This window comes from Curtobacterium sp. Curtsp57, from assembly GCF_047324335.1.
GTDB lineage: Bacteria > Actinomycetota > Actinomycetes > Actinomycetales > Microbacteriaceae > Curtobacterium.
This window is the reverse complement of record NZ_CP168511.1, coordinates 1,772,639-1,798,464: the sequence shown is the minus strand read 5'-3', so window position 1 is coordinate 1,798,464 and position 25,826 is coordinate 1,772,639. Positions and strand designations below refer to the sequence as shown.

General features: G+C 69.5%; 21 protein-coding genes. 15 read left to right on the top strand and 6 right to left on the bottom strand.

The window, feature by feature from the left end; translation table 11 throughout:
• Nucleotides 1-4: 4 nt before the first annotated feature.
• Entirely contained in the window at nt 5-709 is a 705-nt protein-coding gene (locus ACEN9V_RS08495) for a CPBP family intramembrane glutamic endopeptidase (RefSeq protein WP_413602880.1), read from the bottom strand.
• A 155-nt stretch (nt 710-864) separates the two neighbouring features.
• Between ACEN9V_RS08495 and ACEN9V_RS08490 the strand changes: the two genes are divergently transcribed.
• From ACEN9V_RS08490 to ACEN9V_RS08440, 11 genes are all read left to right on the top strand, one after another.
• Nucleotides 865-2,304, top strand: a complete 1,440-nt coding sequence (locus tag ACEN9V_RS08490) for a polysaccharide biosynthesis tyrosine autokinase (protein ID WP_413602879.1) — start codon at nt 865-867, stop codon at nt 2,302-2,304.
• A gap of 13 nt (nt 2,305-2,317) precedes the next feature.
• Nucleotides 2,318-3,271, top strand: coding sequence for a hypothetical protein (locus ACEN9V_RS08485; RefSeq protein WP_413602878.1), 954 nt, complete (start codon nt 2,318-2,320; stop codon nt 3,269-3,271).
• 13 nt (nt 3,272-3,284) lie between these two features.
• Nucleotides 3,285-4,751 (top strand): sugar transferase, encoded by a 1,467-nt coding sequence (locus ACEN9V_RS08480; protein ID WP_413602877.1) that lies wholly within the window; start codon nt 3,285-3,287, stop codon nt 4,749-4,751.
• A 24-nt stretch (nt 4,752-4,775) separates the two neighbouring features.
• On the top strand, nt 4,776-5,897 hold the full coding sequence (locus ACEN9V_RS08475; protein WP_413602876.1) for a glycosyltransferase: 1,122 nt from the start codon (nt 4,776-4,778) through the stop codon (nt 5,895-5,897).
• The gene (locus ACEN9V_RS08470; protein WP_413602875.1) at nt 5,890-7,152 is read left to right on the top strand and encodes a hypothetical protein; all 1,263 of its coding nucleotides are present in this window, start codon (nt 5,890-5,892) and stop codon (nt 7,150-7,152) included. The genes ACEN9V_RS08475 and ACEN9V_RS08470 overlap by 8 nt, the downstream gene beginning before the upstream one ends.
• Nucleotides 7,149-8,084, top strand: coding sequence for a glycosyltransferase (locus ACEN9V_RS08465; protein WP_413602874.1), 936 nt, complete (start codon nt 7,149-7,151; stop codon nt 8,082-8,084). The genes ACEN9V_RS08470 and ACEN9V_RS08465 overlap by 4 nt, the downstream gene beginning before the upstream one ends.
• Complete coding sequence (locus ACEN9V_RS08460) at nt 8,077-9,276, top strand: hypothetical protein (protein ID WP_413602873.1); 1,200 nt, start codon at nt 8,077-8,079, stop codon at nt 9,274-9,276. The genes ACEN9V_RS08465 and ACEN9V_RS08460 overlap by 8 nt, the downstream gene beginning before the upstream one ends.
• Nucleotides 9,277-9,299: 23 nt before the next feature.
• Nucleotides 9,300-10,187, top strand: coding sequence for a glycosyltransferase (locus tag ACEN9V_RS08455; RefSeq protein ID WP_413602872.1), 888 nt, complete (start codon nt 9,300-9,302; stop codon nt 10,185-10,187).
• Nucleotides 10,184-11,437: a hypothetical protein gene (locus ACEN9V_RS08450; protein WP_413602871.1), complete on the top strand. Its 1,254-nt coding sequence runs from the start codon at nt 10,184-10,186 to the stop codon at nt 11,435-11,437. The genes ACEN9V_RS08455 and ACEN9V_RS08450 overlap by 4 nt, the downstream gene beginning before the upstream one ends.
• A gap of 141 nt (nt 11,438-11,578) precedes the next feature.
• Nucleotides 11,579-13,261: a DUF4012 domain-containing protein gene (locus ACEN9V_RS08445; protein ID WP_413602870.1), complete on the top strand. Its 1,683-nt coding sequence runs from the start codon at nt 11,579-11,581 to the stop codon at nt 13,259-13,261.
• Between the two features lie 82 nt (nt 13,262-13,343).
• On the top strand, nt 13,344-13,889 hold the full coding sequence (locus ACEN9V_RS08440; RefSeq protein WP_281266876.1) for a sortase: 546 nt from the start codon (nt 13,344-13,346) through the stop codon (nt 13,887-13,889).
• A gap of 309 nt (nt 13,890-14,198) precedes the next feature.
• On the opposite strand, the gene ACEN9V_RS08435 is transcribed toward ACEN9V_RS08440, so the two are convergent.
• Nucleotides 14,199-15,065: a VanZ family protein gene (locus tag ACEN9V_RS08435; RefSeq protein ID WP_413602869.1), complete on the bottom strand. Its 867-nt coding sequence runs from the start codon at nt 15,063-15,065 to the stop codon at nt 14,199-14,201.
• A 224-nt stretch (nt 15,066-15,289) separates the two neighbouring features.
• Between ACEN9V_RS08435 and ACEN9V_RS08430 the strand changes: the two genes are divergently transcribed.
• The gene (locus tag ACEN9V_RS08430; protein WP_413602868.1) at nt 15,290-20,734 is read left to right on the top strand and encodes a beta strand repeat-containing protein; all 5,445 of its coding nucleotides are present in this window, start codon (nt 15,290-15,292) and stop codon (nt 20,732-20,734) included.
• A 99-nt stretch (nt 20,735-20,833) separates the two neighbouring features.
• Here the strand turns inward: ACEN9V_RS08430 and ACEN9V_RS08425 are convergent, their stop codons facing one another.
• The 3 genes from ACEN9V_RS08425 to ACEN9V_RS08415 form a co-directional block, all read right to left on the bottom strand.
• Nucleotides 20,834-21,565, bottom strand: a complete 732-nt coding sequence (locus ACEN9V_RS08425) for an SOS response-associated peptidase (RefSeq protein ID WP_413602867.1) — start codon at nt 21,563-21,565, stop codon at nt 20,834-20,836.
• 67 nt (nt 21,566-21,632) lie between these two features.
• Nucleotides 21,633-22,304, bottom strand: coding sequence for a hypothetical protein (locus tag ACEN9V_RS08420; protein ID WP_413602866.1), 672 nt, complete (start codon nt 22,302-22,304; stop codon nt 21,633-21,635).
• The gene (locus ACEN9V_RS08415) at nt 22,301-22,915 is read right to left on the bottom strand and encodes a hypothetical protein (RefSeq protein ID WP_413602865.1); all 615 of its coding nucleotides are present in this window, start codon (nt 22,913-22,915) and stop codon (nt 22,301-22,303) included. Before ACEN9V_RS08415 ends, ACEN9V_RS08420 begins: the two co-directional genes overlap by 4 nt.
• 131 nt (nt 22,916-23,046) lie before the next feature.
• Between ACEN9V_RS08415 and ACEN9V_RS08410 the strand changes: the two genes are divergently transcribed.
• A complete protein-coding gene (locus ACEN9V_RS08410; RefSeq protein WP_402728105.1) occupies nt 23,047-23,472 on the top strand; it encodes an organic hydroperoxide resistance protein in 426 nt (141 codons plus the stop codon).
• Between the two features lies 1 nt (nt 23,473).
• Nucleotides 23,474-23,863, top strand: a complete 390-nt coding sequence (locus tag ACEN9V_RS08405) for a YchJ family protein (RefSeq protein ID WP_413602864.1) — start codon at nt 23,474-23,476, stop codon at nt 23,861-23,863.
• Here the strand turns inward: ACEN9V_RS08405 and ACEN9V_RS08400 are convergent.
• Nucleotides 23,860-24,735, bottom strand: coding sequence for a shikimate dehydrogenase family protein (locus ACEN9V_RS08400; protein ID WP_413602863.1), 876 nt, complete (start codon nt 24,733-24,735; stop codon nt 23,860-23,862). The two genes, ACEN9V_RS08405 and ACEN9V_RS08400, sit on opposite strands and share 4 nt — an antisense overlap.
• A 44-nt stretch (nt 24,736-24,779) precedes the next feature.
• Between ACEN9V_RS08400 and ACEN9V_RS08395 the strand changes: the two genes are divergently transcribed.
• The gene (locus ACEN9V_RS08395; RefSeq protein ID WP_413602862.1) at nt 24,780-25,793 is read left to right on the top strand and encodes an iron-siderophore ABC transporter substrate-binding protein; all 1,014 of its coding nucleotides are present in this window, start codon (nt 24,780-24,782) and stop codon (nt 25,791-25,793) included.
• Nucleotides 25,794-25,826 lie beyond the last annotated feature (33 nt).

Below are 25,826 nucleotides of genomic sequence, written 5' to 3'. Positions count from 1 at the left end.
GCCATCACCGCGGCCAGGTCGCGACGACCGCCACGGCGTTGAACACCGCGTGCGCCAGGATCGCCCCACCGATCCGGCCCGTCATGGCCACCAGCGTGCCTATGAGGAGCCCCAACAGGAACGTCGTCACGAAGACCTCGAACCCGCCGAGCGTCGAGACGCCTGCGCCGAGCAGCACGTGCACGATCGCGAACACGAACGCGGTCACGATCACCGCGAGGAACCGCGTCCGCGGGGTGAGCGCGTCAGCGAGTCGGCGCTGCAGGATCCCACGGAACACGAGCTCCTCGATGATCGGACTGACGATGCAGGTCCCGATCGCCGCCACCAGCAGCAGGGCCACAGAGGGCGGCCCGAGCGTGGGCGACGGAGTGAGCCCGGTCGTGCCGAAGAACGACAGCGACATCGCCGCGTCCACGGCTCGGCAGACGATCACGATGCCGATCGCCGCGACCAGGTCGGCGAGGTCGAGCCGGAACAGGGAACGGACAGCACGCGTCCGCCGCAGGGCGACGACCGCTCCGACCACGAGCGGAACCCACACCGCGAGATCGCTCGCCAGCACCTGCGCGACCGGGCTCGGCAGACCCCCAGTTCGTGCGACACCACCGACGATCCGTTCGAGCACGACCGCCACCACGATCGCCACGAACACCACGAGAACCACCCGGTCCCGCGGGCGAGCCTGGACCTCGGGCGACGGCTGCATGGCATCACCGTAGAGGACACGGTGCGCAACCCGACACCCGTCGACCCGAGCGCGACGCATCCGTGTGGCAGTATTTCCCTGCCGATTGCTGGGAAAATCCCGGCTCGCTCGCGCGAGGGACCGCGCGGCCGGCGTCCCACGGGGAAGGCAGGCGCGTGGAACTACGCGACTACATCACGGTGCTGCGCAAGGGATGGGTGCTCATCCTGGTGCTGGCGCTGGTCGGCGTCGCCGCGGCAGCCGGGTTCTCGGTGCTCAAGCAGCCGGTGTACTCCGCTTCGGCGCAGGTGTTCGTCTCCACGCAGACGAGCGGCAGCGCGAGTGACCTCGCACAGGGCAACACCTTCACGCAGCAGCGGGTCCTGACCTACTCGAACCTCGTGACGACGCCGATCGTCCTGCTGCCGGTGATCTCGAGTCTGAAGCTCGACATGAGCGCCGACGACCTCGCGAAGCTCGTCACCGCCGATGCCCCGACGAACACCACGCTCATCGCCATCACCGTCAACGAGACCGACCCCGTGCAGGCCGCCGACATCGCGAACGCGACCTCGCAGAGCCTGACGAACGTCGTGCAGAACATCGAGGCCACCGACGCCAACGGCGCCAGCACGGTGAAGCTCACCCGGGTCAAGGAAGCCCAGGTCCCGAGCACCCCGATCAGCCCGAACGTGCCCGTGAACGTCGTCCTCGGCCTGCTCGTGGGCCTGGCGCTCGGTGTCGGCCTCGCCGTCCTGCGCGAGACCCTCGACAACCGGGTGCGCACCGAGGCGGACATCGAGAAGATCAGCGACAAGCCGATCGTCGGTGGCATCGCCTTCGACAACAAGGCATCGGAGCGGCCGCTCATCGTGCAGGTCGACCCGCGCAGCCCCCGCGCCGAGTCCTTCCGCACGCTCCGCACCAACCTGCAGTTCGTCGACATCGGCAGCGACGCCCGCACCTTCGTGATGACCTCGTCCGTCCAGTCCGAGGGCAAGAGCACCACCGTCGCGAACCTCGCGATCGCCCTCGACAGCGCCGGCTACAAGGTCATCCTCATCGACGCCGACCTCCGTCGTCCCCGCGTCGCCCAGTACATGGACCTCGAGGGCGGGGCCGGTCTGACGGACGTCCTCATCGGCCGCGCCGCACTCGAGGACGTCGCCGTCCCGTGGGGCCGCGGCAACCTGGTCGTCCTGCCGGCCGGCGAGATCCCGCCGAACCCGTCCGAACTCCTCGGATCGCAGGCGATGAGCATGCTCATCGAGCGTCTCGAGGCGCAGTTCGACTACGTCCTCTTCGACGCCCCGCCGCTGCTCCCCGTCACCGACGCCGCCATCCTGTCGAAGAAGGCATCCGGCGCGATCGTCGTGGTGGCGTCCGGCAGGACCATGAAGGGCCAGCTCGCCGGCGCCGTCCAGTCGCTCCAGAACGTCGGCGCCCCGATCGCCGGCTTCGTCATGACGATGATGCCGACCAGGGGACCCGGGGCCTACGGCTACGGCCGCTACGGCTACGCCTACGGGTACGGCACCGACGAGGAAGACGCCCCGAAGCCCCCGAAACAGGCTCGCCGCGGTCGCGTCGGAGTGCTCCGGAAGGCGGAGCGGTGAGGGTGGTCTCCCCGTGAGCCCGCGCCGAGGACCCAGCAGCCTCGGCCGAGCGATCTCGCGTCGCACCCTCGTCTGGGTCGGGATCGTCGTCGTCGCCCTCGTGGTGATCGACGTGGTCCTGGTCGGTCTCGCCGTCGCGCGCACCGCGCCCGTGACGAGCGGCACGGCCGGTCCGATCCCCACCTTCTCCAGCACGCCGATCCCGACAGGGACCGGCACGGCTGCTCCGCAGCCCACCGCCACCAGCGGGACCGCGGCGATGGTCACGCCAGGCCGCCACCTGCTGTCCGCCACCGACGGCCTGGAGGCATGGCGAGCCTCCAGTGGGACCTGTGGCGGTGACGAGGCGGTGCTGCAGCACACCGTGAACGGCGGGAAGTCGTGGACCTCCGTCGGCCTCGGTGACGGTGTGAGCACCGTGCTGGCGCTCCGCGCCAGCAGCACGGGTGTCGCCGTCGTCGCCGGCACCGGTGACGACTGCGCCCCCACCGTCCGCACCAGCGCGGACGACGGCGCCACGTGGAAGGACGGGACGGAGGGAGCGGCTGGCGCCGCCATCGGGACCGACGGGCTCCTCCTGAAGAGCGGCACCGTCGACGCACCCTGCCCGGACCCCATCGAGGTCTTCGAGGGCACCTACACGACCGCCGTCACCTGCGACGGCGAGGTCCAGTGGCGATCCGGCACCGGAGCGTGGGTCGCTGCGCCGATCGACGGCGTCCGGTCCCTCGCCGACGCCGGCAACACCTACACGCTCGCCCGCACCGGCATCGCGTCGTGCGACGGCGTGCAGATCGCGAGCATGCCTGCGGCGAAGGTCACCGCCACCACCGAGCCCACGGCCGTCGGCTGTGCGGCCGGTGCCGACGCCAGCGGGGCGGTCACCATCGCCAGGAGCGGCCAGCACGTGTGGTTGTGGGCCGGCGACTCGGTGCAGGTGTCGGGTGACGGTGGTGTCACGTGGTGAGCCGGGGTCGGCCATGACGACGCAAGCCGAGCAGTCCGCCACCATCGGGCGATCGACCCACGAGTGGAGTCGGGCGTACGGTCGCCGCGTCATCTTCACCGACCTGCTCGTGCTGATCTGGGTCGTCTTCGGGGTGCAGATCGCGTGGCTCGGCATCGACTCGAACCTCGCCGCGAACGAGAACGACCTCCGCCTGAGCTACACCGGCATCTCGGTCGTCGTCATCGCGGTCTGGATGGCAGCCCTGGCGATGTACGACACCCGTGGCGACCGCGTCATCGGGGTCGGCAGTGCCGAGTACCGCCTGATCGCCGATTCGAGCGTTCGGGTGTTCGGCTTGATCGCGATCGCCGCCTTCCTCTTCCACGTCGACCTCGCGCGTGGGTACGTCCTCATCGCGTTCCCGGTGGGCATCCTCGTGCTGCTGCTGTCCCGGTGGATCTGGCGCCAGTGGCTCGTGGCCCAGCGGAAATCCGGCAACTACTCCGCGAAGGTCCTGCTCGTCGGTTCGACCGCGAGCGTCATCCACATCGGTGGTCAGCTCGCACGCTCGCCCGAAGCCGGTTACCAGGTGGTCGGTGCGACGGTCACCAGCGGCTCGGTCGGGGTCCTCAGCAGCACGGACATCGTCAGCTACGGCGGCCTGGACCAGATCCACGAGGCCTTGGCCGAGAGCGGCGCAGACACCGTCGTGATCACGAGCGCCGACGACCTGCCTCCCGAACGCGTCCGAGAGCTCAGTTGGTCGCTCGAGCCGGGACGGCAGCACCTCGTCGTGGCGCCGAGCCTCACCGACATCGGCGGGCCGCGAATCCACACGCGCCCCGTGCAGGGCCTGCCTCTCATCCACGTCGAGACGCCGACGTACGAGGGTCGGAAGCTGTACACGAAGCGGATCTTCGACGTGGTCGTCTCGGCCGTGCTCATCGTCGTCCTGTCCCCGGTGCTCCTGGTGCTGGCGCTCGCGGTGAAGCTGACCTCCCCGGGTCCGGTCCTGTTCAGGCAAGAGCGTGTCGGGCTGAACGGGAGCACGTTCACCATGGTCAAGTTCCGGACCATGGTCGTCGACGCCGAGGACCGTCTGCAGGAACTCAGCGCCCTGGACCGTGCCGAAGGCAACAACGTCCTCTTCAAGATGAGGAACGATCCCCGTGTCACCCGCGTCGGGGCGTTCATGCGTCGGTACAGCCTGGATGAGCTCACCCAGCTCTTCGACGTCCTCGCCGGGAACATGTCCCTGGTCGGTCCCCGGCCACCCCTGCAGCGGGAGGTGGAACGCTACGACCTGCACGTGCACCGTCGGTTCCTCGTCAAGCCGGGTCTGACCGGGCTGTGGCAGGTGAGTGGTCGATCGGACCTGTCGTGGGAGGACTCGGTTCGACTGGACCTGTTCTACGTCGAGAACTGGTCGATGACCGGTGACCTCGTGATCCTCTGGAGGACGCTCCGTGCAGTGGTTCGGAGCAGCGGTGCGTACTGACTTCGGAACAGATCGGGGACGGTCATGACGGGCCTCATCGTGCACGACTGGCTCGAGCGGCGAGGTGGTGCCGAGGTGGTGCTGGACGGGATGCTCGACGCGTTCCCCGGAGCACAGATGTTCGCGCTCTGGGACGACTCCGGCGACCGTTTCTCGAGCCGGACGACGGTTGACGAGTCATGGCTTGCCCGGACGCCGTTCCGGCGACACAAAGCAGCAGCGCTGCCCTTGATGCCACTGGTGTGGCGGGACATCCGGCATCCCCGGTCGTTCGACTGGATGCTGGTGAGTTCGAACGCGTTCGCACACCAAGCACGGGTGCGGGGTCAACATGGCATCAGGAAGTACGTCTACACGCATTCGCCCGCCCGGTACATCTGGGACCCGGCGCTCGACCAGCGATCGGCAAGTCGGGCTGTTCGGGCAGTGCGCCCGCTCTTCCGTGCCTACGACCGTGGCGCCGTCGACAGGAGTGCGTCGTTCGCTGCGAACAGCCTGTTCGTGCAGGACCGGATGCGGCGTGCCTGGGGCGTCGAGAGTCGACTGATCCACCCGCCTGTGCCTGTCGAAGCGATCCAAGCGGTCGACGACTGGTCGACCGAGCTCACGGAGAACGAGGCCGTCGAGCTCGGTTCCCTCCCCGCCGAGTTCGTCCTCGGCGTGTCGCGCTTCGTCCCGTACAAGCGGCTCGATGCTGTCGTCGAGTTCGCTGCCGAGGAAAGGATCCCGGTCGTGCTGGCTGGTTCAGGGCCCGACGAAGCCCGTCTCCGTCGGCTCGCGCTGGATCTCGGAGCGGATGCCCACTTCCTCATCGCCCCGTCGACCCCGGTGATACGCACGTTGTACCAACGGGCGCTCGCCTTGCTGTTCCTCGCGGTGGAGGACTTCGGCATCGTTCCCGTCGAGGCGCTTGCGGCTGGCGGCCGGGTGATCGTCAACGCGTTCGGCGGAGCGGCAGAGTCCGTCGAAGACGGCATCTCGGGTGTGCACGTCCAGGCCGACGACCACTCCCAGATCCGGGCTGCCCTGGACGGCCTGTCTCGGCAGGACATCACCGGCGCTGCCGAGGAACGAGCGCGGCTGTTCGGCCACGCTCCGTTCGTCGATCGCCTCCGCGAGTGGGTCGGAGAGGAACGCGATGGCTGACGTCTTGCGGCCGCGACTGCCCTCGGTCAGGGGCGGGACGGACCCGGCACTCGACCCGCACGACCGAGGCGCGACGCGCCTCGTCGTGTTCGCGCTCCTGCTCGTGCTCTACTACCTCTCCTACCGGTACCCGTTGCAGATCAACTCGTCGACGACGAGCCCGTCCTACAGCGACACTCCGTCGAGCCTGCAAGCCGCGAAGTACCTGCTCTACGCGGTGATGGTCGGTCTGACCGTCCTCTACTTCGGAACATCTCGATCCGTCCGGCCCTTCGCGCGGACCACTGTTCCGCCAGCGATCGTGCTCGGCGCAGCGAGCGTCGCAGTCTGGCCGGTCGCGCAGGCGATCCTCTTCAAGCGCGCTGACCTGGTCGAGAACGGCATCTTCTTCTCCCTCAGCGTCGTGGTGCTCCTCGCAGCGCCGATCATCCAACCGGCACCCGTCGTCCGGGTGCTGCAGTGGTTCACCGTCATCGCCATCGTCGTGAACGGGATACAGGTCCTCCTCTACCTGGCGATCGGCCGTCTTCCTGCCCTCGCCTACGAAGGAACCATCTCGATCCGCTTCGGATCCCTCTGGGACGATCCGAACGGATTCGCGATAGCGATCGCCTTCGTGCTCCCGATCGCTGCGCTCGGCTTCAGGCGGTTCCGGATCCCGATCGTCCTGCTGCTCCTCGGCTCGCTGCTCCTCACCCAGTCCGTCACCGGGGTCGTGTCGACCCTCGCGGCGGTGGTGATCGTCTGGGTACTGCAACTCAAGGTCTCGTCGACATGGATCCCGGCGCTCCTCGTCGTGATCGCGGCCGGCGCTGCTGTGCAGGTTGCTTCGCTGGTGTCGAACCCGGTCGTCGAGTCCTTCGTCCAGGGCAAGGCCGGAAGCGTGCAGGGTCACCTCAACGCCTTCTCGATCCTCTCCGATCTGGGCGCAGGTCAGCTCTCCGGGTTTGACCCAATGGCCGTCACGGTGGAGAGCGGCTACGTGGACATGATCGGTACCGAGGGCGTCGTCTACGCCCTGATCTACGTCGTGATCCTCCTCGCCTTGCTCGTCCGGTCGATGCGCAACGCTCGCGCCTCGGTGATCGGCGGCCCCGGGCGCGCCCTGCACTTCGCATCCGCGACACTCTCCGTTGCGATGCTCGTCGGGCTCACGAACCTGCCCCTGCAGTCGGTCTTCCCACTGAACGCCCTCGTCGCGATCTCGCTGATCATCGAGTTCTGCGCTGAGCCCAGATCGGAGGTCTTGCGGTGAACCCGGTCCTCGACGGCAGATGGAGAGGGCATTTTGGCATCGCCCGGTTCGGCCGGGAAGTGCTTCGGAGGCTTCCGTCCGAATGGCCGCGACTCGATTCAGGGTCGCCATGGTCGCCGTTCCAGGGTGTGTCGAAGGCCCGGTACTCGCCGGGATTCAACGTGTCACTGAGTCGGCGACAGATCCTCACCGTCCACGACCTCATCCACCTGGACGAGCCCGCTGAAGCGTCGAGGGCCAAGTCTGCGTACTACGAGAGCGTGCTCAGACCAGCGATACGTCGGACCGGCATCGTCCACACCGTCTCCGAGTATTCCAAGCGGCGTATCGAGACGTGGCTTGCTGACGACAAGGTGCGGGTCGTGAACGTCGGGAACTCCGTGGACGTCGGTGTGTTCGGGGCGCTGGAACGGCGAGCACGACAGGAGGAATTCCTCTACGTGGGAAACCTCAAGCCGCACAAGAACGCGCGAGTGCTCTGGGAGGCCCTCCGCCAGCGCCCGGACTACCGGCTCACCGTCGTCACTGGTGACGGCGCCCAGGCGCGCCGTTGGACGGACGAGAGCGGCCTCGGGGAACAGGTGTCTGTCCGGACAGGCATGACGGATTCCGAACTCGCCGGCCTGTACGCCACTTCTGCGGGCCTGGTCTTCCCGTCGAAACTCGAGGGGTTCGGGCTCCCCGCTCTCGAAGCGCGTGTCGGCCGGGTACCGGTTGCCTTCGCTGCGAGCTGCGCGGTGGTCGGGGAGACAGTCGGCGAGTGCGGGGTGGGAGTCGTCGACGACGAGTCTCCGAGCGCTTGGGCCGAGAGCATGGACCAGCTGGCCGGTGGCGAGTGGAGCGGGACGTTCGCCCGAGCGTCCACACCGATCTCCTGGGACGAGGTCGCCGCGAACGTCCAGCAATCGATAGAGAGTGAACTCAGTGCCTGAACCGACCGGCAAGGTGCTCTACTGCACCGTCGTCGCCCAGAACTACCTCCCACAAGCGCTCGCGCTCTACGCGAGCATCCAGGAGATCGAGCCTGACAAGGAACTCGTCATCCTGGTCGTGGACGGTGACCGTCGAGACCTCGAGCAGGACCGTCCGGGATTGCGTGTCGTGACCACCGAGGTACTCGGCCTGTCCGAGCGCCAGGTTCTGGAGCTCGCGGCGATCTACGACGTCGTCGAGTTCTCGACCTCCGTGAAGCCACTGTTCTTCAAGGCCCTCCTCGAGGAAGCGCCCACGGTCGTCTACCTCGATCCCGACATGATGGTCGTCTCGCCGCTCGCGGAGCTGGAGGGCTTGGTGGCGGAGCACGGCATCGTCCTCACACCGCACTTCCTCCAACCGATCGAGCGATCCGTGGACCACATCACCGAGGGACACGACCTCACGGTGGGGATCTTCAACCTGGGCTTCTGCGCTGTCGGGCGGTCTGCGGTGCAGTTCCTCGACTGGTGGTGGTCGCACCTGGAGCGCGAGTGTCTCATTTACCCGCTCCTCGGGGTGTTCGTCGACCAGAAGTGGGTCGACGTCGGAGCGAACTTCTTCGACGCGCACTCGTTGCGGCACGGCGGGTACAACGTCGGACCGTGGAACCTCCACGAACGTCGATTCCAAGCCGAGGGATCGGGATACGCACTCGACTCCGGTGATGACCTGCGGCTCCTGCACTTCAGCGGGTTCGATCCCTCGGACCCGGAAGCGATCAGCGTGCGGCTGTCGGTCGACCTGCGCGAGGTCGGTGACGACTTCCCTGCGTTGCGCGAGGTCAGCCGGAAGTACGCCGGGCTCGTCAACTCCGCCCGCGGGATGCTCGGAGCGTCTCCGGAATACGGATTCGCACGGGATGCGGACGGCGGTGTCCTGACCAAGCGGACGCGTCGCACGTACCGGAAGCACCTGCTGGGCATGCCGATGGGGCGGACGCTCCCTTCGCCGTTCATCGGCAGCGAGTCCGCTCGGTTCCGAGCGTGGAAGCGCCGCGCCATCGGGGCGCGGATCGGACTGACGATCGGTGACGCCTCCCTTGCGGTCAAGTACTCGTTCCCCGATGAGTTCGCAGTGTTCAAAGCCCGCGTGCCGGGCTTCGGCGCGATCCGGAAGCGACTCCTGGATGCGGGCAGGGTCCGGCGATGAATGGTCGTTCAACCGTCGCGGTCATGCCCGTGTACGACCCCGGCGAGGGTCTGCACGAGCGCATCGCGGAGCTCCGGCGCCAAGTGGCCGCGGTTGTGGTCGTCGATGACGGATCGCGCAAGCCGGTGGGGCAACTGAACGGGATCCCCGGTGTCGTCCTCCAGACCCAGGGCAACGCAGGGATCGCCGCCGCCCTCAACGCCGGCATCCGCAGGGCGCGTACGGAGGTGCCCGATCTCGGGTACGTCCTGACCGTCGACCAGGACTCGGAGCTCGGCGCGGACTACGTCGCCGCATCGATCCGAGCGATGACGGCCGCGCGAGCCCGTGGACTCGACGTGGTCGCGACGGCGGCAGATCATTACAACGACAGGCGAGCGGCGGCGGATGGCCGTGTGAGCGGACTCCGAACGGCCCTCCAGGTCGCGCAGTCCGGGATGCTCTTCTCGGTGGAGGGCCTCGACCAGATCGGACTGTTCGACGAGTCCCTCGTGATCGATGCGGTCGAGACGGACTGGGTGCTCCGTGCGCGTCGACGAGGTGGACTCGTCGTCCTCGCAGACGGTGCCTCGATGCTCCATCCGGTAGGAGATCCGATGCCGATCACGATTGGGGGCCGCCCCGTCCGTATCGGCGGACGGACGCGCTCGTACTCCCACCACTCGCCCCTTCGGCGCTACTACATCACGAGGAATCGGTTGCTCGTCTACCCCCGGTTCACGCAGGTGGCCCTGCGGTGGCTTGTCCGCGACACGCTCGCTGAGAGCAAGACGCTCGCCTTGTCGCTCGTGCTCGGTCCTGGCAGGTCGAAGCAGGCGCTCGGGACGGTGATCGGCATCGTGCACGGTGCCCTCGGCGTGCGTGGGAAAGCGGCACCGTCGTTGCAGCGCACGTTGTCTGATCGGCGATGATGGCTCCCGGGCGCTCCCGACACGTCCGGGTCGTCGGGACCTACGCAGCATCCGTCGCGGTCTCAGCCCTCGTCACGCTCATCAGCATCCCGATCGTCATCGCCGTGGCCGGACCGTCGGCGTGGGCAGGTCTGGCAGCGGGACAGTCCATCGGAACCGGCGCCTCCGTGCTCATCGGTTTCGGGTGGGGGACCACGGGACCCACGGACGTCGCTCGGGCGGCCCCTGCCGAGCGTCCGCGGATCTACATCGAGTCGTACCGGGCACGGCTCCTGCTCACCCTGCCGATCGCGGTCCTCGCGGTACTCGTCACCGCGCTCGTCGTACCGTCCGCTCCGTGGGAATCGGCGCTCAACTGTGCCGCGTACGCGTGTACCGGCTTGCTCGCCGGATGGTTCTTCACCGGGACCGCGCAGCCTGGCAGGTTCGTCGCGTTGGACACTGCGCCTCGCGTGATCGGGGGTGCAGCCGGCGTCGCGGCCGTCGTGATCGGCGCACCCCTGTTCTGGTATCCCGCGCTCCAGCTGGTCGGCATCCTGGTCGGGGTCGCTCTGTCGACCGTCACGATCGCAGGTATCCGTGGCGTGGCCGCCGGTGTCCCTCTTCGACGGTCGCTCACCGTCCTCCGAGGCCAGTCCGACGGACTGGTACTGGCGCTCGTGTCGGCTGCGAATGCAGCGCTTCCCGCGATCCTCGTCGCGGGTCTGGTTCCGGCCGCGCTGCCCGCCTATGCCCTCGCTGACAAGCTCCTGCGCTTCGGCACCACCGCGGCATCCCCCTTCGTCCAGTTCCTGCAGGGGTGGGTCCCAGGAAGCGGCCCTGACCGGGTGCGGAGCCGCGTGCGTCGAGCGGCGATCGTCGGCACCGCGCTCGTCGTCGTCGGTTCGGCGGCCTTCCTCGTCGTCGCCCCGTGGGCCGCCGACCTCCTCAGCCACGGCAGAATCCGGTTGCCCTGGGTACTCGTCGCGGCGTTCGCTGTCGTTCTCGTGCTCCTGGTCGGCGCACAGGTTGTCGGTCTGGTGTGTCTGCTCGCATTGGGAGCGGGTCGCCAGTTGGCTCGCTACACCCTGGTCGGCGGCATCGCGACCGTGCCGCTCGTCGTCGTCGGTGTCCTTGCGTTCGGGGCCGTCGGCGCCGCAGCGGCTGTGGCGGTCGGCGAGCTCATCGCCTTCATCCCGCAGTGCGTCTTGCTCGTCCGGAAATCGCGTGGCCCTGTGTCTGGAGCCACGACACCGACGACGTCCTCCTAGGCTGACTCCATGTCGGACCTGCCCGAGTCCCGACGCGCCACTCGACCCCGGAGGTCTCGACCTCGCTACGTCCTGTGGAGCGTCCTCGCTCTGATCCTCTTGCTGCTGCTCGCTGTGGCGTGGGTCGGTGTGCGCGGAGTCATGGCGAAGAACGCTCTCGAGACGTCTGTCTCGAAGGTCGACTCGTTGAAGACCGAGCTGAGCAGTGGTGACACCGCCGGCGCAGAGCGGACAGCAACGGAACTCGAGCAGAGCGCTGCGCAGGCGCGGTCCCTCACGGGCGACCCGGTGTGGCGTGCAGCGGAGGTCGTGCCGTTCTTCGGGACGAACCTCAGCGCCGTACGCCAGGTCTCGGTGATCGTCGACAAGGTCGCGAAGGACGCAGTCCGGCCGGTCGCGGGCGTCGTCGGAGATGTCGACGTCGACGCGTTCAAGCCGACGAACGGCAAGGTCGACCTCGCACCCATCGTGAAGGCACAGCCTGCAGTTGCGAAGGCGACCACGACGCTCGCCGCGGCGACGCGCGACGCCGACCGCATCGACACGAGCGGCACCCTGTCAGCGGTGACGGGCGCGGTCGACCAGCTCCGAGCCTCCTTGTCGAGTGTTTCGACGCAGGCCGACACTGCGAACCGCGCGGTTGCGCTGGCGCCGAGCATGCTCGGCGACGGTGGTGCGAAGCACTACCTGGTGCTGTTCCAGAACAACGCGGAGCTGCGTGCCGGCGGTGGGATTCCCGGCGCGGTCGCCGAGCTGACGGTCGACGATGGCGCGATCTCCCTCGGGCGGCAGGCGTCAACGTCGGACTTCGCGATCGCCGACCAGCCGGTGCTGCCGCTCGCGACGGACACGCAGGGACTGTACGGCGGGATCACGGGGGAGTACATCCAGGACGTCACCCTGACACCGCGCTTCGAGACGTCGGCGCAACTCGCGCGCGAGATGTGGAAGCAGAAGTACGGGGAAGCGGTGGACGGGGTCCTCGCGATCGACCCGGTGACGCTCGGCTACATCCTCAAGGCGACGGGCCCGGTGCAACTCGCGACGGGGGACACCCTGACGTCGGACAACGCGGTGCAGCTGCTGCTGAGCGACGCGTACGCGAAGTACCCGGACCCGACCGTGCAGGACGCGTTCTTCGCGTCGGCGGCGAGTGCCGTGTTCTCGAAGGTGTCCGAGGGCGGATTCGACCCGAAGGCGTTCATCGCTGCGCTGGGTACCGGTGTGGACGAGGGGCGGGTGCGGCTCTGGAGTGCGAACGCAGACGAGCAGGAGCAGCTCGCGGGCACGGCGGTGTCAGGAGACCTGCCGACGAGCGACAAGGACACGCAGCGGTTCGGCGTCTACCTCAATGACGCGACCGGCGCGAAGATGGACTACTACCTCGACAAGACGGTCGGACTGGGCAGCCAGGTGTGCCGGAAGGACGGCCGTCCGACGTGGGTCGTCGAGGTCACGCTGAAGAACACCGCGCCAGCCGATGCGGCGACGAGCCTGCCCGAGTACGTGACCGGGGGCGGAGAGTACGGCGTCACTCCCGGCGCGATCCGGACAAACGTCGCCGTGTACGCCCCCACTTCGGGTGTCTACGTCCAGGCCTCTCAGGACGGAAAGGTTGCGTCCCCACAGACCGCAACGGACGGCAAGTACCCCGTCGCACAGTTCCAAACCCTGCTCTCACCTGGGGAAAGTACCACCCTGAAAGTGTCCTTCCTCGGCTCGGCCAGTGCGGCACGCACCCCTGTGGACGTCATGAGCACACCAGGAATTAACGTGAACGATACGAAACACGTGGCAATTGACTGTGAAGACCCGGTAGATTGAGGCAACTTCGCCATAGCGACTGCATGGAGTTCAGGGCAGACCCGCATCGTCCTCGCGAAGCCACAACCATCAGGGGAGCACCATGAAGAAGATCATCGCTGCCATCGTGCTCGCGTCCGCGGCACTGATCGCCACGCCGGCCGCCGCGAATGCCGCGGGCTACGTCCCGGCCTCGAACGTCTCGGTCTCCGGTTCCGCCGTCGCCGGTGGCACCGCGACCGTCGGCTTCGCAGCCGGCTCCTTCATCGCCGACGAGACCGTCACGGTCTCCGTCACGGGTGCTGGCGCCGCCACGCTCGGCGCGCTGCCGACCACGACCGTCTCGAAGACCTACGTGGCCTCCTCGACCGGTGCCGCGACCGTCCGCGTGACGCTCCCGGCCGGCGCTTCGGGGACCTACTCGCTCACCGCGACCGGCGCCACGTCGGGCAACGTCGCGACCACGGCGCTCACTGTCGTTCCGGCCGACGGCGCTGCTGCGACCGCTGCCTCGGGCAACGGCACGCTCGCCTTCACCGGTGGCACCATTTCCGCGCTGGCCCTCTGGGTCGCCGGCGGGGCCGTCGTCCTCGGCGGTGGCCTCCTCGCGGTGCGCACCTCGGTGCGTCGCCAGCGCACGGCTGCCTGAGCGCCTCAGTACTGCACAACGGAACCCCCGGAGCTTCGGCTCCGGGGGTTCTTCGTTGTGCGGGGACGGACGGGTGGTCGGTGCGTGCTCTGGCTTGATGGCGCCGGCCGGGCACGCGACAGAGTCGATGTCGTACGACAGCGGTTCTGTCGTCCGAACGCGCCTGCAACAGTTGCACGCGCGCGCCAGCGACAGAGTCGCTGTCGTACGACAACGAGTCCGTCGTTCCGAGTCGGCCGGCACCACCACCCAGCGCGGCCGGCACCACCACCCAGCGCGGCCGGCGCCCATCACCCAGCGCCGCAGCCCTCAGTGAGCGCGACGCCGAACGGCCCATCCGAGCACGACGACCCCAACCAGCGCCCCGATCACCGCCCCACTCGTGTTCGACAGCACATCGTCCAGCGACGCGAACCGCGCCGGCAGGAACACCGCCTGCCCGGTCTCGATGCACGCGCTGACGACGAGCCCGGCGAGCGCGCCGACCCACCACCGCCGCGCCCCGACGAGCAGCACCACGAGCAGCCCGAGCGGCACGAAGAACAGAACGTTCGCGCTGAACTCGAGCGCTCCGTACCCGAACCATCCCGGCACCCCGACCCGGTGCGCAGCGTCGAGCGCCCGGATGATGAGCGGATGCGCCCCGGCGTCCACCGGGGATCCGGCGAACCCGACGATCAGCACCCCGACGCCGTAGACGCCGATCACCCACCCCGCGACCCGTCGACTGCGCGGCGTCGCCGGAGCAAGCGGCGCCCGCATCGCGGCGAGCACGAGCCACCCGAGCGCCAGCCCGACGACGATCGCGATCACGAGCGACACCCACGTCGCAGCCGGAGTCGGCGTCCGGAGCGCGACGAGCCCGCCGAGCACGAACGATCCGAGAGCGGCCCACCCGGTCGCCCGCCGAGCATCGGTGGGCACGGCCAGGGCCACGAGCGCGGGCAGGGGGATGGCCACCGCCGTCACGGCCATCGCGGTGACGAAGCCGTCCTCCACGGACAGGAGGCCGTGTCCGGCTCCGCGGAGCACCGTCACCACCGCGCGGAACGCGTCCGACCCCGTGGTGGCGATCCAGGGCAGAGATGCCGTCGCGATGACCACGGCGACCCCGACGACCAGCACACCGCGGGCGAACGAGGTCCGCGCCGGTGCCGTGCGGGATGCCGAGGTCATGTCGGCCGACGTTACCGTGCCGGACCGTAGCTGCTGCGTGGCACCAGTTCGGGGAGGGTCCCCCCTATTGGGGACCGGAATGTCCCCACCGGCATACGGACAACTGCCAGGATCGGAGCAAGCCGAAGGACGCTCGGGGTTCACCACCAGGACCCCTGCGCGCGTCCTCGGCCGAGCACGTCCCGACCCGAAAGAGACCGATGCGCCATCCCCAGGACACCCGTGTGCCCAGAGCCCGTCAGGGACTCCGACTCGTCGCCATGCTCGGCGCCACGCTCCTCGTGGGCGCCGGGATCACCGCGACGACCGCGGTCCTGACTGCTGCTCCCGCATCGGCCGTCACGGCGACGTCCAACGGCGCGTTCATCTGCGACCAGAACACGGTCTACGCGACGGACGCGACCGGCAAGGTCATCGCGATCGACGTGACGAAGCCCGCGGCGGACGGGACGTCGACCGCAGGGACGACGGCCGACGTCACGAGCCTCGGCACTGACGCGAACAACGGCCTCGGCATCTCCCGCGAGGGCCTGAAGATGTACGCCACGTCCAACGGGCAGAACAACACCCTCAAGGAGTACGTCCCCGCCAAGGCTGATGGCACCGCTGCGGTCACGAAGACGGTGCAGACCGACTCGACCCGGAACATCCTCCGTGGAGCGGTCGACCCGACGACGGGCATCTACTACTACGGCAGCGACACGGGCTGGCTCGGCGCCTACGACCCGAACACCGGCAAGAACATCGGTCAGGTCGGTCAGATCCCGGTCGGTCAGGCCGGCGGGATCAAGTCCGGCAACGGCGACTTCGCCTTCAGCTCGCGCGGTCTGCTGTTCGTCGTCGCGGCCGACACCGTCTACCGCGTGAACACCCCCACGCTGCCGACGACGGCCGGAACGACGTCGCTCACGACGACGGCCATCGCGACACTGCCGAACGGCACGAACAGCCCCGGCATCGCGTTCTCGTCCGACGGCTACCTCTACCTGTCGAACTCGCCGAACACGACCACCACGGTGCTGTACCAGCTCGACCCGACCACCGGTAAGGAGGTCAGGAACTTCACCGTCAACGCCTCCTTCCGAGCGACCGACCTCGCGACCTGCAACTACGCCGACACGGTGACCGGCGCCTCGAGCGTCGACGACCGGTGGAACTCCGGCGACCAGTTCGGCCTCGCCATCACCGGCGGCGGCGTCTCCTCGACGAACAGCGGCACCACCGCGACGACCAGCGGCTCGAAGAACGGCGTGCAGGACCAGCAGGCCGGCGCCGTGCTCACCACGCCGGGCAAGGACTACACCGTCACCCAGACCGCCGCGGGCACCACGAACCTGGCGAACTACGCCACCACGTGGCGGGCGGTGAACGTCAACAGCGGCGCCGAGGTCGCGAAGGGCACCGGGAACAATGCGACCTTCACCTTCCCGGCCGCCACCTCCTCCGACGGCACCGACGTCGTCGTGACCTTCGCCAACGTGCTGCAGCGCGTCCACGTCGCGACGGCGGCGGACACCTACTCCACCGCGGTGGACACGAAGCTCGACGTCGCGGCCCCCGGTGTCCTCGCGAACGACACGGGCGACGGCCTCTCGGTCACGAGCCACACCGACCCCGCGAACGGCACGCTCACGATGACCGCGAAGGACGGGAGCTTCTCGTACGTCCCGAACGACGGCTTCTCCGGCACGGACCAGTTCACCTACACCGCGACGGACGGCGGTGGCCGGACCTCGACGAGCACCGTGACGATCACCGTCGCGCCGAAGGCCGTCGACGACGCGTTCAGCGTGCACGCCGGCTCGACCGCGACCACCACGACGAAGCAGACCGGCGTCCTCGGCAACGACCGCGGCACCGGCCTGACGGTCACGAACCACACCGACCCGACGAACGGCACCCTGACGCTGAACACGGACGGCACCTACTCGTACACGCCCAAGGCGGGCTTCTCGGGCCGGGACTCGTTCACCTACACGGCGAAGGACACCGCGGGCTCGACCATCACGGGCACCGTGACGATCACGGTCCTGCCGACCGCGAAGACCGAGACGATCACCGCGACCTCCGGTTCCTCGACGAGCGCGACCGCCCCCGGCCTGCTCGGCAACGACCTCGGCTCCGGCCTGGTCGTCACCGGGAACACGACGCCCGCGCACGGTGACGTCACCGTGAACGCGGACGGCTCGTACACGTACACGCCCACCACCGGGTACTCCGGCCAGGACTCCTTCGACTACACCGTCACCGATGCGAACGGCGCGGGGAAGTCCGACACCGTGACGGTCACGGTGACCGTCCTGCCGAAGGCCGTCGACGACACCATCACCGTCGGTGCGGGCTCCACGGCCACCACGACCACCCGCGAGACCGGCCTGCTCGGTAACGACCTCGGCACCGGCCTGACCATCACGAGCACCACCGCGCCGAAGAACGGCACGTTGACCGTGGACAAGGCGACGGGGAGGTACTCGTACACCCCGAACGACGGCTTCTCGGGCTCGGACTCCTTCACCTACACGGCGACGGACACGGCCGGGAACCCGACGACCGCCACCGTGCGCGTCACGGTCACCCCGACCGCGACCGACGACATCGCGACCACGCCGGCGAACACCCCGGTGACGGTCGATGTGCAGCACAACGACCACGGGAAGGGCCTCGCGACCACCGTCGTGACGACCCCCACGAACGGCACCGCCGTCGTGCAGCCCGACGGCACCGTGCAGTACACGCCGGCGACCGGCTTCTCGGGCTCCGACACGTTCACCTACACGGTGACGGACGGCTCCGGGCACACCTCGCAGCCGGCGACGGTCACCGTCTCGGTCACACCGGTCGCGAACCCGGACACGGCGAGCACGAAGGCCGGCGACTCTCTGACCATCCCGGCGGCCGACCTGACCCGCAACGACGCCGGCTCGACGCTCCAGGTGACCGGTGCGACGAGCACGGGGAACAGCGACGTCGCGGTCGACCCGACCACCGGCGCCGTGACCTACACACCGAAGGACGGCTTCTCCGGCACCGACACCGTGCCCTACGAGGTCACGGACGCCTCCGGCCAGAAGAGCACGGGCGTCGTCACGATCGTGGTCGGTCCGACCGCCACGCCGGACACCGCGACCGCGACGGCCGGCCAGACCCTGACCGTGTCGAAGGACGACGGTGTGCTCGCGAACGACAAGGGCACGGGCAAGCAGGCCGCGGTCGACCAGGAGCCGACGAACGGCGACCTGGACCTCGCGATCGACGGGTCGTACACGTACACGCCCCACGACGGCTTCTCCGGGACCGACACCTTCACGTACACGCTGACGGACGGCTCCGGCCGGACCTCCACGGGCACGGTCACCATCACGGTGGTCCCGGGCACCGAGAAGGACGCGATCTCGACGAAGGCGGCCCAGCCCGTCTCCGTGACCTCCGGCGAGCTGACGAAGAACGACCACGGCGACGGCCTGCAGGTCATCGGCGCCCAGGGCGCTGCCAGCGGTGACCTCTCGGTCGCCGACGACGGCACCGTCACCTACACGCCGCACGCCGGGTTCTCCGGCACGGACACCTTCACCTACACGGTCGTCGACGCCCACGGCAACCAGGGCACCGGCACCGTCACCGTCACCGTGACCCCGGTCGTCGCGGCGAGCACCGGTTCGGCCACCACCGACGAGCCCGTCACGGTCTCCGACGAGGACGGCGTCCTGAAGGACTCCGACGGCACCGGCCTCGAGGTCACCGACAACACGCAGCCGGAGCACGGCGCCGCCACGGTCGGCGAGCAGGGCGGCTACACCTACACGCCGAAGCCCGGCTACTCCGGTCCGGACTCGTTCGACTACACGGTGAAGGACAAGGACGGCAACACGACGACCGGCACTGTGACGATCACCGTGCTGCCGAAGGGCATCGCCGACGTCGCCTCGACCCCGGCCTCCACCCCGGTCGACATCCCGGTCACGAAGAACGACTCGGGCACGACGCTCACCGTGGCGACCGTCACGAACGGCACGAACGGCACCGTCGTCATCACCGGCCCCGGCACGGTGACGTACACGCCGGAGGACGGCTTCTCCGGAACGGACACGTTCACCTACACGGCGAAGGACCCGACGGGCGGCAGCACGCAGCCCACGACGGTCACGGTGACCGTGTCGCCGACCGCGAAGCAGGACCTCGTCACGACACCGGCCGGCACCCCGCTGCCGATCGCGAGCGCCACGCTGACGGCCAACGACAACGGCTCCGGCCTCACCGTCACCGGCCACGGCGACGCGGCGCACGGCGACGTGACCACCGGCACCGACGGCGGCCTCGTCTACACGCCGACCCCCGGCTTCTCCGGCACGGACGAGTTCACGTACACGGCCACCGACAGCAGCGGCCAGACGACGACCTCGACGGTCATCGTGATCGTCGGTGCGGTCGCCATGCCGGACTCCGGGGCGACCACGACGAACGGCACGCTCACGGTGACCACGGCGAACGGCGTCCTCGGCAACGACCTCGGAGCCGGCTTGACCGCGAAGACCGACCGGAAGCCGGCACACGGCGACGTCGAGTTGGGCACGAAGGGTGGCTACACCTACACGCCGACGAAGGACTGGTCGGGCACGGACACCTTCACCTACACGGCGACGGACACCGGCGGCAACACCGCCACGGGTGTCGTGACGATCACGGTCACCCCGACCGCGGGTGACGACGAGACCAGCACCCCGGCCGGCAAGACCGTCACCGTCACGGGCCCCGGCGTCCTCGGCAACGACCACGGCACGAAGCTCACGGTCGTCGGCTCCGGCACCCCGGAGCACGGCACCGTGACGATCGCCGCCGACGGCACGTTCGTCTACACCCCGGCCGCCGGTTTCTCCGGCACCGACCACGTCACCTACACGGTGCAGGACGCCTCCGGGCAGCGCACCAGCGCGACGGTGACCATCACGGTGGGCATCATGGCCAAGGACGGCAAGGCGACCACCATGGCCGGCACCGCGGTCGGCCGTGACGGTGCGCACGGTGTGCTCGCCGGATCGGACGGCGTGGCACTCTGGGCGAAGGTCGACCGGAAGCCTGCGCACGGCACCGTCACCCTGCAGAAGGACGGCTCCTGGGTCTACACCCCGGCCGCCGGCTTCACCGGGGTCGACTCCTTCACGGCCATCGTGACGGACGAGAGCGGGCAGACGACCACCGTGACGACGACCATCACCGTCCTCGCCCACGCCGTCGCGACCGACGACAAGGCAACCGGCACGGCGAACCAGCCGGTGACGATCGACCCGCTCACGAACGACACGCCGACCAGCGGAGCGACGTTCGACCGCGGCACGCTCCACCTGGTCGACCCGAAGGGCGCGCTCGTCGACAGCATCACGGTCGACGGCAAGGGCACCTGGACGATCCGGGACGGCAAGGTCCTCTTCACACCGGTGGACGGCTTCACCGGCACCGTGCAGGTCGGCTACAGCATCGTCGACAGCGACGGCCAGCAGGTCCTCGCGACGATCACCGTGGTCTACCCGGTCGGACTCGCGGCGAAGGTCCACGCAGCCGAGCTCGCCTTCACGGGCACCACCGGCCTGGTCGGGCTGTCGCTCGCAGCGCTCGCGCTGCTGCTGGCCGGTGTCCTGCTGATCGTCCGCCGCCGGATCCGCGGAACCGACTGACGTACCGGACAGGAGGCCCGGATCACGTCCGCCACACGGCGGACGTGATCCGGGCCTCCCGTCCGTGGTCCGTGGTCGCGCCGGGCGCGACGGGTGCGGTCATGCGACCGGCTCGATGAGCTCCGGGCCGTTGTTCTTGACGCTGTTGACCGTGCGCGAGACCTCGTACTGCTCGAGGCCCGCCGCGACCGCGAGCGACTCGTGGTCGAGCAGGGACAGCAGGTCGTCGGTGTGCAGGTCGCCGCCGAGCCAGTCGTCGTAGCCGTCGGGCGTGAGGAACGCCGGCATGCGGTCGTGGACCTCGCCAGGAGCCACGTGGGCGTCCCGCGTGATGATCGCCAGCGAGAGCTTCCACTTGTCCGGGTCACCCTCGGGCTTGGTCGGGTCTGGCCACGCGCTCACGACACCGGCCATCGCCAGCGCGCCGCCGGGTTCGTGCACGAAGTGGGGTTCCTTGCCGTCGTCGCGCACGACCCACTCGTAGTAGCCCTGCGCGGGGACGATGCACCGGTTCGTGGCGAACGCCCGCTTGAACATGCCGCTCGTCGCCACGGTCTCGATCCGGGCGTTGATCGGCTTCGGGCGCTGCTTGACGAAGTCCTTCGCCCAGCTCGGCACGAAGCCCCAGCTGATCTGCGGGAGTTCGCGCTCGCCGTGGCGCTGCCGGACCGCGAACACCGGGTCGGTCGGTGCGACGTTCCAGCTCGGGACGAGCCCGGTGCCGACGACGCCCGTGTCCTCGTCGACGTGTTCCGTGCGATCGGCGAGTTCACCGATGAGCTCGGGGAGCAGGTCGGCGGTGGTGTCGGAGACGACGAAGCGGCCACACATGCGCCCAGCCTGCCCCGCGCCCCCGACAGTGCGCCCGCCCCGCCCTCGATGCCCGCGCCCGCGGACGTCAGTCGCCGGGGAGGCGGATCTTCGAGCCGTTCGGGGTGCGTCGGCGCTCGCCGGAGTGCGTCGCCGCGGGAGGAACGTCGGGGAGGGTCGCCGCGAGGGCCCTGGCCCGCTCCACCCTGCCGAGCCTGATGACGTTCGCCACGGTCCGGGCTGCGACGAGGATCCCGAGCCAGACGGGGAAGACCGCAGCAGCGTGGAGCAGGAGGAGCGCCCCGAACACGAGCACCGCCACCGCCGCGAGGGCCAGTCCGCGGAACACCTCGGGCACCATCCCGGCGCGCACCGCCTCGGCGTCACGGAGGACGTCGTCCCGGTCACGCGGATCGATCGTCGGGGCGTCCTTCGCGCGGAAGTACCGCTCGATCGGGTCCGGCGCCGCCATCTGCGACCCCGACCAGTACAGGCGCGTGCCGTCGGCCGCTCGGGGTCGGAGCGGGACGACTGTCACGCCGACGGCACCGGCCGCGAGGGCGAGGAGCGCTGCACCGACCCAGGCGGCCGGGCCGTGGAGGTCCGGCCACGGTGCGACCGAGCCGACGACGACGAGCACGGCGGCGGCGGCCACGGCGGTCAGCACGCCGACGAGCACCATCCGGCGGCGGCGTTCCGCGGGGATCGCCCGATCGATGTTCGCTCGGAAGACGGACCATCCGAGGGAGTACGGGCTCATGCGGACTCGCGGACCGGGTCGAGCGTCTCGGCGACCAGCCGCGCATGCTCGGCCCGCCCCAGACGGTGGAGCCACGTGACGATGTTGCTCGCGTAGACGACGAACCAGACCGGGATGAACCGGGAGAACGTCCCGAGGAGCAGTGCGGTGAGGCTCGCGAGCAGGCCACCGACGACGAGCGGGGTCCACTGGGTGACGTCCTTGATGACGCCGCGGCGGTACAGAAGCGTGTCGGTGAGCACCGCCTCCCGGTCCTCCGGCCGCATCGCGGGCATGGTCCGCACGAGGTACCGCTGCACGCTGCCGCGGACCGTGCGGGCGGTGTCCGGTCGGACCTGCCGGCCGTTGATCGTCGCGGCGGGGTCGAGCGGCCGGCCGATCGGGCAGCAGGCGACGGCGACGAGTCCGACGCCGAGGGACAGCAGCGCAACAGCCAGCGCCGGTCGACCGGCACCGGGACCCGTCCAGTCGAACGCGAGGTCGAGCCCGGTCATCACCGCGGCGGCGACGACCGTGACGACGGCACCGAGCACGAGCGCGCGACGGACCTTGACGACGGACACGGCGTCACCGAAGTGGGTGCGGTAGGCCTGCCATCCGAGTCGGAACACGCCGCCCGTTCTACTCGGTGTCCCCGAGGATCGCTCGGACACGCCCGAGGCGGCGCGATCGCGACGGGTGCGGTCCCCGGAGTGGAGCCGCTCGTCAGGAATCGTCCAGACTGGAGCGGTCACCTGCTGCCATGAGTCTCGACATCGTCTACACCGCCGTCGCCCACGCCTCCGGGGGCGGCCGCGACGGCCACGTCCGCAGCGAGGACGACCGGCTCGACCTGGACACCCGACCGCCGAAGGAGATGGGCGGCAGCGGCGAGGGCACCAACCCGGAGCAGCTCTTCGCCGCCGGGTACGCCGCGTGCTTCCTCGGGGCGCTGCACGCGGCCGGTCGCGAGCTGTCGCTCGACACCACGGACGCCGAGGTCTCGGCCGAGGTCGGCATCGGCGGGAACGGGAACGGCGGGTTCGGGCTCGCGGTGGAGCTCGACATCTACGCGCCGGCCGTCGACGGTGCCTCGCGGCAGCGACTGGCGGAGCGGGCGCACGAGATCTGCCCGTACTCGAACGCCACCCGCGGCAACATCACCGTGACGCTCTCCCTCGTCGACTGACATGGACGCGCCCTCGCGCTGCCCCTGCCTGAGCGGCAACCCGTACGGCGAGTGCTGCGGGCCCCTGCACGCGGGTGCCGCAGCGCCGACGGCCGAGCGGCTCATGCGGTCGCGGTTCTCGGCGTTCGCGCTCGGGCTGCCGGAGTACCTGCTCCTGTCGTGGCACCCGAGCACGCGTCCGGCATCGCTCGAGCTCGACGAGGACCAGCGGTGGACCAGGCTCGACATCCTGTCGACCCGGGATGGAGGCCCGTTCGACTCCGCTGGGCAGGTCACGTTCCGCGCGTGGTGGCGGACCGACACCGAGCGTGGCACGCTCGAGGAGACGAGCGACTTCGTCCGCGAGCAGGGGCGCTGGTTCTACGTGGACGGCGTGGTCGCCGCGGGCTAAGCCCCGATCGTCTCCGGCAGGCCGACGGACACGCGCATCGCACGCCGGACGAGTGCCTCGGACGGCAGGAGCTCGTCCTCGTCCCTGGTCAGGAAGAACCGGATCTGACCGATGGCCTGTTCGGTCAGCATGTCGAGGCCGTTCAGCACGCGACCACCTGCTGCCTCCCAGCGTGACGCGGCAGCGGTCGGCCACGGCTCGTACGCCACGTCGAACAGCAGCGCATCGGGGCCGGACGGCGCGAGCGGCAACGAATCCGCGGCACCACCCGGGAGCGTCGAGACGACGAAGCCGAGCGGTCCCGCCTGCTCGAGGTCCGCCAGGGGATGGACCTCGAGCGAGACGCCGAGTCGCGTGGCGAGGCCCACGAGATCCCGCGCCTTCGTCGTGTCGCGGAGGAACACCCGCACGAGCCGGGCGCCGAGTCGCAACGACGCGGTGAGCGCACTCGCAGCGGTGGCACCGCCGCCGAGGATCGTGGCCTCGCCGGGGACGTGCCCGAGCGCCTCGACCGGGCGGACGATCCCCTCGACGTCGGTGTTCGCACCCGCGCGGACGACCCGGCCGCCCTCGTCCCGGAACGCCAGGGTGTTCGCCACCCCGAGCTCGTCCACGAGCGCCGTCGTGCGATCGAGCATCGGCAGGACCTCGCGCTTCAGCGGCATCGTCAGGCTGAGCCCGCGCTGCTCCGGCCCCAGCCCCGCGACGAACGCGTCCAGTCCGCCGGAGGCGACCTCGTGCCTCCCGTACGTGAACGGCACCCCGAGCACGTCGTAGGCCGCTGTGTGCAACGTGGGCGAGAGCGAGTGCGCGATCGGCGAGCCGAGTACGGCGAGGTGCGTGCGGGCGGGGTCGGGGAACGAGAGAGCCACATCGCCAGCCTAGTGTCGCCCGGTATTAGGGTAGCCTTACCTACGTGATCCGATCCTCCCTCCCCAAGCAGCGCTTCCGTCGCGTGCTCGCCGCGGCCGGTGCCGTCGTGGCCGCCTCGCTCGTCCTCGCCGGATGCGCTGGCGGCAGCCCGTCCGACTCGTCCTCCTCCGCTTCGGCCGGCGACGGCGCCTTCCCGGTGTCGATCACGACCGGGCTCGGCACGACGACGATCAAGTCCCAGCCGAAGCGCGTCGTCGCCCTCGGCTGGGGTGACGCGGAGACGGCGCTCGAACTCGGGGTGCAGCCGGTCGGCGCGAGCGACTGGCTGGCGTTCGGTGGCGACGGTGTCGGGCCCTGGCTCAAGGGTGCGTACGACAAGTCCCCGAAGATCATCAACACGCTCGAGCCGAGCTACGAGGACATCCTCAAGCTCAAGCCGGACGTGATCCTCGACGTGAAGTCCTCCGGCGACAAGGACCGGTACGACAAGCTGTCCGCGATCGCGCCGACCGTCGCGATCCCGAAGGGTGCGTCGAACTACCTGGCGTCGACGAAGCAGCAGACCACGATGATCGCGAAGGCGCTCGGCAAGGAGGCCGAGGGGAAGAAGCTGCTCGCCGGCGTCGACTCCGCCTACGCCGCCGCGCGCAAGGCCCACCCGGACTTCGCGGGCAAGACCGCCGTCATCGGTGCGTACACGTCCGAGGGCTTCGGCGCCTACGCATCGGCCGACAGCCGCGCGCAGTTCATGCAGGAGCTCGGCTTCACGATCCCGTCCCGCATCGACAAGGAAGCCGGCAAGGAGTTCTCGGTGCACCTGTCGAACGAGAACCTCGACCTGCTCGACGCCGACCTGACCGTGATCCTGCCGATCTACGTCGAGGCCTCCGCTGCCGAGTCCGACCCGCTGTTCCAGAAGGTCCCGTCGGTCGAGGCCGGTCACTACATCGTCTTCGACGACAAGGACGTGTCGTCGGCGTTCTCGATGGGGACCACCGCAGCGATCGAGTGGGCGCTCAAGCGCTTGCCGGACCAGTTCGAGTCCAAGCTGGGCTGACGCCGCCGAACCGACTGGAGGCCCGACTCACCA